Origin of the sequence: Nocardia sp. NPDC049707 (assembly GCF_040674855.1) — a bacterium.
Lineage (GTDB): Bacteria > Actinomycetota > Actinomycetes > Mycobacteriales > Mycobacteriaceae > Nocardia.
In genome coordinates this window covers 37,004-45,137 of record NZ_JBFANN010000053.1, presented here as the reverse complement: position 1 = coordinate 45,137, position 8,134 = coordinate 37,004, and the positions used below count along the sequence as shown (strand labels likewise).

The 8,134-nt window shown below is 66.5% G+C and carries 7 protein-coding genes and 2 pseudogenes; 2 read left to right on the top strand and 7 right to left on the bottom strand.

The features are described 5' to 3' along the window. Positions 1-165 (top strand): annotated as a pseudogene (locus AB0J29_RS32225) (pyridoxamine 5'-phosphate oxidase family protein); the annotation flags it as partial. 106 nt (positions 166-271) lie between these two features. Here the strand turns inward: AB0J29_RS32225 and AB0J29_RS32220 are convergent. The 4 genes from AB0J29_RS32220 to AB0J29_RS32205 form a co-directional block, all read right to left on the bottom strand. Continuing rightward, on the bottom strand, positions 272-1,144 hold the full coding sequence (locus tag AB0J29_RS32220) for a universal stress protein (protein WP_364794297.1): 873 nt from the start codon (positions 1,142-1,144) through the stop codon (positions 272-274). A 272-nt stretch (positions 1,145-1,416) separates the two neighbouring features. Beyond that, a complete protein-coding gene (locus tag AB0J29_RS32215; protein ID WP_364794304.1) occupies positions 1,417-3,159 on the bottom strand; it encodes a GAF domain-containing protein in 1,743 nt (580 codons plus the stop codon). Between the two features lie 63 nt (positions 3,160-3,222). Beyond that, positions 3,223-3,864, bottom strand: coding sequence for a response regulator transcription factor (locus AB0J29_RS32210; RefSeq protein ID WP_364794296.1), 642 nt, complete (start codon positions 3,862-3,864; stop codon positions 3,223-3,225). A 27-nt stretch (positions 3,865-3,891) separates the two neighbouring features. Beyond that, positions 3,892-5,454, bottom strand: coding sequence for an AAA family ATPase (locus tag AB0J29_RS32205; RefSeq protein ID WP_364794295.1), 1,563 nt, complete (start codon positions 5,452-5,454; stop codon positions 3,892-3,894). 221 nt (positions 5,455-5,675) lie between these two features. On the opposite strand from AB0J29_RS32205, the gene AB0J29_RS32200 reads away from it, so the two are divergent. After that, on the top strand, positions 5,676-6,665 hold the full coding sequence (locus AB0J29_RS32200) for an NAD(P)H nitroreductase (protein WP_364794303.1): 990 nt from the start codon (positions 5,676-5,678) through the stop codon (positions 6,663-6,665). A 25-nt stretch (positions 6,666-6,690) separates the two neighbouring features. Here the strand turns inward: AB0J29_RS32200 and AB0J29_RS32195 are convergent, their stop codons facing one another. The 3 genes and pseudogenes from AB0J29_RS32195 to AB0J29_RS32185 form a co-directional block, all read right to left on the bottom strand. Beyond that, positions 6,691-7,080, bottom strand: a complete 390-nt coding sequence (locus tag AB0J29_RS32195) for a DUF302 domain-containing protein (RefSeq protein WP_364794302.1) — start codon at positions 7,078-7,080, stop codon at positions 6,691-6,693. Between the two features lie 30 nt (positions 7,081-7,110). Continuing rightward, positions 7,111-7,566: pseudogene (locus AB0J29_RS32190) on the bottom strand (GyrI-like domain-containing protein); the annotation flags it as partial. Positions 7,567-7,583: 17 nt separating this feature from the next. Then, the gene (locus tag AB0J29_RS32185) at positions 7,584-8,111 is read right to left on the bottom strand and encodes a hypothetical protein (protein WP_364794294.1); all 528 of its coding nucleotides are present in this window, start codon (positions 8,109-8,111) and stop codon (positions 7,584-7,586) included. Positions 8,112-8,134 lie beyond the last annotated feature (23 nt).

The window sequence follows — 8,134 nt, the reverse complement described above, 5'->3', positions numbered from 1 at the left end:
TGGTCGGTCGTAGTGACCGGGCTCGCCCGCCCGGTCACCGACCCCGAACGCATCGCCCGCTACGAGCAACTGCTCCACCCCTGGGTAGACCAGGTGACCGACACCGTCATCGAAATCGAGCCCTCCATCGTCACCGGTATCCGGCTCGTCGACAAGGCCACGTAAGCGGCCGGTGAGACGGCACCCGGTGTCCGCCGGTTCGGTGGTGCAGGTTTACCGCTGGTGACAGCGGCGCGAACGCCACCTGGCAGGACCGGGATCCGAGCGTCGGTCAGTCCCTGGGGCGGGCGATGATCACGGGGCAGTCGGCCGCATGCAGGACGGCCTGGCTGTTGGAACCGAGGGTCATGCCGGCGAAGCCGCCGTTGCCGTGGCTGCCGACCACGATCAGTTGCGCGCGTGCGGCGGTGGCGAGGATGCGCTTGGCGGGGCGATCCTCGGTGACCACTCGCTGGACGCGGACATCCGGGTAGTTCTCGGTGTAGCCCGCCAGGCTTTCGGCGAGCAGTTCCTCGGCCTCGTTCGCCATATCGGTGCGGGGGATATAGCGATTGAACTCGGACCAGGTGTGCACCGCTACCAGAGCCGCGCGGCGCCGCGACGCCTCATCGAAGGCGACGTCAAGGGCACGAGTGCCGCCCGGGGAGCCATCGACCCCAACCACGACCGGGCCGAGCGCCCGCTCGGGCGCCACGGTCTCCGGGATCACCGCGACCGGGCTGTGTGCATGCCGGGCCAGCGAGGTACTGACCGAGCCGAGCAGTCCGCGCCGGAACGCACCGAGGCCGCGAGTGCCGACGACCAGCAGCCTGGCCTCCTTCGATCGGTCGCACAGTACAGGGATGGGCGGTGCCTCGACGACGAATGTCTCGATATCGAGCGGGTGGATCGAATCCGATACGGCGACAGCGGTTTTGCGTGCGAGCGCTACCGAGGCCGCACCGGCTTCGCGATAGACGTCGTAGTCGATTCGATTGAAGGCGATACCCGGTCCATAGTCGACCGGTGCGCCGATCGCATAGATGATGTGCAGGGGCGCGCCATGCCGGGCCGCGTCGATGGCAGCCCACCGCACGGCTTCGATGGAATCGGCGGATCCGTCGGCGCCGACGAGGACGGGCGGATTGACGGTATTGGTGGACATGTGATTCTCGGCTTTCTGAAGCGGGACCAGCGCGGGCGAACGATCACGTCGACACCGACAACCACTGCGGCCGAGGCGATTCGGTGCGGATCGCTGCTGAGCGGGGTGGTCATGGGCTATCCCTCGGGTCCGACGATCGGTACCCGTAGGTTAGGAACTCCGCGGGGTCCCGCACGCCTGTCCAAAGTCACGAACCCTAGGGCCCAAAGGCGGTGGCTGCTCGACCCAGCGCGAAATATGCCAGCTTCGAAATATGCCTGTTTCGAAATATCTCAGGGCAGCGGCGCCGACCAGCGCAGCACCGCGCCACCACCGGGGCGGTTCTCGATGCTGAACGTGCCGCCCGCCTCCTTCGCCCGCGCCGCCATATTGGCCAATCCGCTGCGCCGGGCGATGTCATCGGGGACGCCGACGCCATTGTCGTTCACTTCGATGCTGACATCGTCACGCACCTTCAACTCGACCGACAAGGTGCTCGCCGACGCATGCCGCACCACATTGCTCACCGCCTCGCGCAATACCGCCTCGACATCGTCGGACAGCGGCGGCGCGAGCACTGTCACCGGACCGGCCAATCGCACCGTGGTGCGCAGCCCGGTATCCGCGGTCATATCGACGATGATCCCGTGCAGGTGCTTGCGATATTTGGACGAATCCGCGGCGGTATTGCTCTGCAGATCGAAGATCGAATGGCGGATATCCTGCACGATCGCCTGCACGTCGTCGATCGTCTCCAGCAGCCGAGACCGCACCTCGGGCGCTCGGGCCCGCTGCGCGGTGCCCTGCAGGGACAGCCCGACGGCGAACAGTCGCTGGATGACGTGATCGTGCAGGCCCCTGGCGATCCGATCGCGGTCGGAGAGCACGTCGAGTTCGCGCATACGCTCCTGGGTATCGGCCAGCCGCAAGGCAAGGGCGGCTTGGTCGGCGATGGCGGCCATCATCGTCTGCGCCGCGGTATCGAGCGGGGGCGCAGCGGCCGGACGCAGGGTGGCGAGCACTCCGATAACCGAACGTCCGGCTCGCAGCGGAAGTATCAGCGCCGGGCCGAATTCAGGGAAATCGCTGACCGGGTTGAATGACAGTTTCTGGACCGACAGCACCCGCCCTTGGCGAAATACCTCACCGGAATTCGATGCCGCGACCGGCAGCCGTTCGCCGGTGAGTGCTTCGGCGTCGATGCCCGCAGCCGCGACCACCACCAACTCGGTCACTTCTTCGGCCGGGACATCGGGATCCTCGGGCAGGGCGATGAAGGTGCACGCCGATTCGGTCAGGTCCAGGGCTCGCTGGACGACGAGTGCGAGAACCTCGCCCGATTCACTGGCGACCAGCAGTTCGGTAGCCACATCCCGGGTCGCTTCGAGCCACTGTTGGCGGGCGCGGGACAGCTCGTAGAGCCGGGCGTTCTCGATGGCGATGCCCGCGGCCGCGGCCAGCGCCTGCACCACTACTTCGTCGTCCTCGGTGAACTCCAGCCCGCCCGCTTTCTCGGTGAGGTAGAGGTTGCCGAACACTTCGCCACGGACCTGGACCGGAACGCCGAGGAAGGTGTGCATCGGCGGATGGTGTTCGGGAAAGCCGACCGATGAGGGGTGATCCGAAAGATTGGCCAGCCGAATGGGTTTCGGTTGCTCGATGAGCAGGCCCAGCACACCGTGTCCGCGTGGCAGATCGCCGATCAGGACGCGGGTGCGGTCATCGATGCCCTCGTACACGAATTCGGCCAGCTGATGGCTCATCGGGTCGGTCTCCCGGACACCCAGCGCGCCGTATTCCGCGTCGACCAGTTCGATGGCGGTATGCACGATCGTGCGCAGCGTGTTGTCGAGGTCCAGGCCGGCCGTGACGACCAGCATGGCCTCCATCAACCGGTCCATCCGGTCGCGCACATCGACGATCTGCGCGATGCGGTCCTGGACCTCGATCAGCAGTTCGCGCAACCGCAACTGAGACAATGTCTCCGTTACTGGTGGCCTACTACCGTGAGCCGCTCCGGATTCCAGGCCTTCCATAACAGACATTCTTTCACGATCGGCCCGCCGAGTCCGATCAGTGACCACGAATCGACCGTTCGCCTACTGTTCGTGCTCGTTCAGTTTCGAAGCCAACACAGCCGCCTGCGTGCGGCGTTCGACGCCGAGTTTGGTCAACAGCCGCGAAACGTAATTCTTGACCGTTTTCTCGGCCAGGAACATCCGGCTCGCGATCTGCCGATTCGTCAACCCCTCGCCGAGCAGGGACAAGAGCGTGCGTTCCTGTTCGGTAAGGCTCGCGAGCGGCCCGGTCTTCGCCTCGGCCTCCGCCCGTAGTTTGGCCATCAGCGCCGCGGCGGCCCGGTTGTCGAGCAGTGATTTACCAGCGCCGACCTCACGGATCGCATCGATCAGCTCGAGGCTCGTGATGTCCTTGACGACATAGCCGCTGGCTCCGGCCAGAATGGCGTTGAGCATGGCCTGCTCGTCGGTGAACGAGGTCAGGATCAGACAGCGCAGCGCCGGATTGGCGGACAGCAGTTCACGACACAGTTCGATACCGTTGCCATCCGGGAGGCGGACGTCGAGAACGGCGACATCGGGTCGCAGCGCGGGAATCCGGGCGAGTGCCTGCGAGAACGTACTCGCTTCGCCGACCACCTCGAGGTCTTCTTCGAGGGCGATGAGGTCGCCGATACCGCGGCGGACGATCTCGTGATCGTCGACCAAGAACACCCTGATCATGTCTTACACCTCTCCCGGAAACCGAATTCACTCAGCGTACGTAGCAGTCCGATCCAGTGGATCGGCATCGGACCCCACCTTGGTGACCAAAGGCCCTTGACCCGTTCGATTCGGCTGCTGCGCGGTCGTCGGTCCCCATTCTGCGCCGATTCGCCACGCACGGCATGCCGCATCGAGGGTGTCGGCGAGGGGCAGGCCGGTGTCCAGGGCGATAGCGTCCGGCCAAGGCGCATCGACGGTGGACATGGCGGCGGCGATGGCAGGGGTCGCATCCGAATCCCCGGCCGGGCGCTGCCGGATGCGCTCGTTCGCCAGCGATCGCGGGCAGTGGCATCGCAGTTGTACCAGCTCGGCACACACCTCCTCGGCGAGCACGGCGGCGAATCGTCGTTCGTCCGGATCGATCCAGCTCGCATCGAGGATCACCGAGCGGCCGGATTCGAGCAGTGCCCGAGCGCGCAGGCGCAATTCGGCGTAGACGCGGGCCTTGTCGGCCGGAGAGTACAGTCCGACGCCATATCCGCCGACCGGGCCGGTCACCTCGCCGACCGCGGACAATTCCCTGCGCACCGTATCGGTGCCGAGCGCCACCGCATCGGTGGCCAGCGAAAGGTGTTCGGCGACTGTTGATTTCCCGGTTCCGGGCAGTCCGCCGACCAGCGTGAGGCGGACCGCGGCCCGATCCAGATGGTGTGCCACGATCCGCAGATGGCGCCGGGTATGGTCGCGGGCCGTCGCATCGCCCTGCCCGAAGCGGATCACATTCACCTTGGCGCGGACGAGCGCGCGGTACGCGATGTAGTGATCTCGCAGGGACGGAGGCGCCGAATCCCCGGTCACGCGTTGATAATCGTCGAGCAGGCGAGTGCCCAGGTCGTCGTGGCCGAGGAATTCGAGATCCATCGCCAGGAAGGCGATATCGTCCAGGCAGTCGACGTGGCGCAGCCGATCGTCGAAGTCGAGGCAGTCGAGCACCCGGAAGCCATCGGGCAGATCGAAGATGTCCTGGGCTTGGAGGTCGCCATGTCCGTCCATAATGCGACCCTCGGCGATTCTGCGGGTGAGCAGCGATTTTCGGCCCTCCAGGTAGCGCATCGCATGCGCTTCGATCCGCGCGAGCAGCTCCGGCGCCACGAGATCGGCAGGTTGCTCCCGCAGGGTGCGCAGTAGCGCCAGCCATCGGTCGCGCAGCGCCTCCGGGGTTCCGGCCCGGTCGATCTCCGCGCCGCGGCGGGCCGAGTGGTGGAACTGCGCCAGCACTCCGACCAGCGCTGAGATTTCCGAGCTGGCCCCTGGATCGGCCAGGATGTTGGTGAGCCTGCGGTCGTCCGGCATTCGACGCATCACGAGCACCGGTTCGCTCGTGCCGCCGGTCGGGTCGCTCAGGTGAGCGACGCCGAGATACACGTCAGGGGCCATGCGGCGATTGAGCTCCAGTTCGCGCACACAGGCCCGCTCGCGCAGTTCCGGCGTGCTGAAGTCGAGGAAGTCGGTAGCGATCGGCTTCTTCACCTTGTATGCACGATCGCCACACAGCACCACGAGGCCGGTATGGGTTTCGCGCAGATCGGCGGGCGACCCTTCGGGCATGACGATCGGATCCTCTCGGGTGGGTACTGCTCCCAGAGTTGCGCACCGACCAGGTGTGCGGTGATGGCCGAAGGTCCTCGATCCGCAGAGTCCTCCGGTTTCGGTTTTCTCGCCTGGCACACACCTATAGGCGCCCGAAGTCCCGTCAAGAGGGGCCGTCGTGCTCTTATCGGTGGAGTGTGTCGGTGGGACCGTTGGTCGAAATCGACGAAGGAAGCGATATGAACCACGGACTGCCCGATTACAGCACCGTCAAGGCAGCACTGGCGCTCGCCGTGCGGGCGCCGTCGGTACACAATGTTCAGCCGTGGCGGTGGCGGATCGGTGACCGTTCCATCCACCTGTACCTCGACCCCGCGCGCGCACTGGCCGCGACCGATCCGGATCAGCGCGATCTGGTGCTGAGTTGTGGTGCGGCACTGCATCATCTGCGCATAGCGTGCGCGGCGCTCGGCTGGTCCGCGGTGGTGCATCGGCTGCCGAATCCGGCGGATCCGAACCACTTGGCCGCGGTCGAGTTGGTGCGGCATCGGCCGACACAACTGGATATCGCACTGAGCGCTGCCATTTCCAGACGCCAGACCGACCGCAGGCATTACTCGTCGTGGCCGATTCCGCACGGATATCTGGGGCTGGTGACCGAACGCGCCGCGGCACTGGGCGCCATCGTCACGCAGGCCAGTGACCAGCCACGCGAGGTGCTGATCGAGACAATGCGGACCGCTGCCGCCCGGCACGCCGGAGATCCGGAGTACCGCTTCGAATTGGCGAATTGGTCTGGTAGGCACAGCTCGGACGACGGGGTGCCCGCCAGGAATGTGCCACGCGTGCGGCCGCATGACGAACTGCCGGCCCGCGAGTTCGCGGCGCCCGCATTGGCCGACGGTGCACACGAACCCGACTACGCCGAACTGCTGGTGCTCAGCACCTCGGCCGACGACCGGCTGTCGCGGTTGCGCGCGGGCGAGGCGATGAGTGCGGTGCTGCTGACAGCCACCAATATCGGCCTGGCCACCTGCCTGCTCACCGAACCGCTGGAGCTACCGGACCTGCGCCGCAAGGTGCGTCTCGAGGTGCTCGACGATGTCGCCCAACCACAGGCGATCCTGCGAATCGGCTGGCTGCCGACCAGTGCACTGCCGTTGCCGGTGACGCCGCGACGGTCGGTGGATGATGTGCTCGATCCGTTCGAGTCGGCCGCCGCCAGCTGATCCCATTCGGGCCAGTAGATACCGCTCAAGCCGGTGCGGCGCAACGCTTGACGACCGCCTCCAAGGCGGCGGCCAAACCGGCGCGGGCTTCCTCTGCGATCGGCCGTAATGCGGGCTGTTGGGTATGGGCGACGAGGATATCGGGGTCGACGGCTTCGACGACGGTGGCATCGTTGTCGGTGCGCACCACCACATTGCAGGGCAGCAATAGGCCGATCTGCCGGTGGATGCTCAGCGCCCGGTGCGCGAGCTTCGGGTTGCAGGCGCCGAGGATGAGGTAGTCCTCCATTCCGACATCGAGTTTCGCCCGCAGGGTGGCGCGCACGTCGATTTCGGTCAGGACGCCGAAACCCTGCTCGGCCAATGCCGCGCGTACGGTGGCCACGGTGTCGGCGAACGGGGTCGGCACCCGCACGCAGAGTTCGGCGGATGCGACCGGAATGCGGATCTCGGTGATCAGGTCACGCGCATCGACGACCTCGTCGGGAGCGACCAGGTACACCTCGGTTGGCGGTCCGACGGGTTGGAACGACGAGGTGCGCAACCAATTCTCCAACGCTCGGTACGCATCGCCGATGTGCTGATAGTCGCCGCGATGGGTCGTGCGGGCGTAGTACCCCGGCTCGGTTCTGCGCACTGTCGCCTGGTCGCCGCCGTCGTCGACGGGCCCGACGGTGACCGGCAGGCCGAAGTCGACCTCGGTCGAGGTGTCCGCGCGGAAGTCACCGAGGTAGGTGGTCGACGGCGGCCCGATCGGTGCCAGTCCGGTGGCAGCCGCCAGTTCGTACAGCGCCCGCATCCCGGCGCCGATATCGTCGCCCGCATGGTCGGCGCGGATGGCGCGCCGCAGTTCGAGAACGGTCTGCGGGCGCGCTTCATCGATCAGGATGCGGTAGGGCATCGTCGTATCCTCCGATCTCAGACCCGACGCGTGATGCGATCGAGTTCGGTGTGTGCCAAGCGCTCGGCCCAAGCTCGAGCGCGTTCCAGCTCGCCTCGGGCAAGTGGGCCCTGCATGCCATCGACGAGAAAGTCCATCGGATCGTCGGCGAGTTCATAACCCAAGCGCCGCAATCGTTTTCCGGCGCCACGTGCGGCTGAGCCCGGCAGCCACCGCGGTTTGGCGGCCCTTGTGCCGAAGGCCGCGGCCCGGGAGCCCCTGGGCACCGGCAGCGCCGCGTCGAGCCATTCGCGGATTCCGATACCGACCGCGATCGGCGCGTCGGTCTGCTCGGCGGCAGCGCGGCGGGTTCGCGTGCGGCTCAGCCCGAAGGCGTGGGTGGGTCCGCCGACCACCAGCAGATTGAATGTCGGCTCCGGCATCTCTGCGGCGACGACGACGCTGAGCACCTCCACTTCGCTGTGTGCGCGCAAGCCGTCCGCGATGGCCCGGGCGATGGCGGCGGTATTGCCGAACATCGATTCGTATACGACCCGTGCCCGCATCTCGATCTCCTGAGATTCCTATG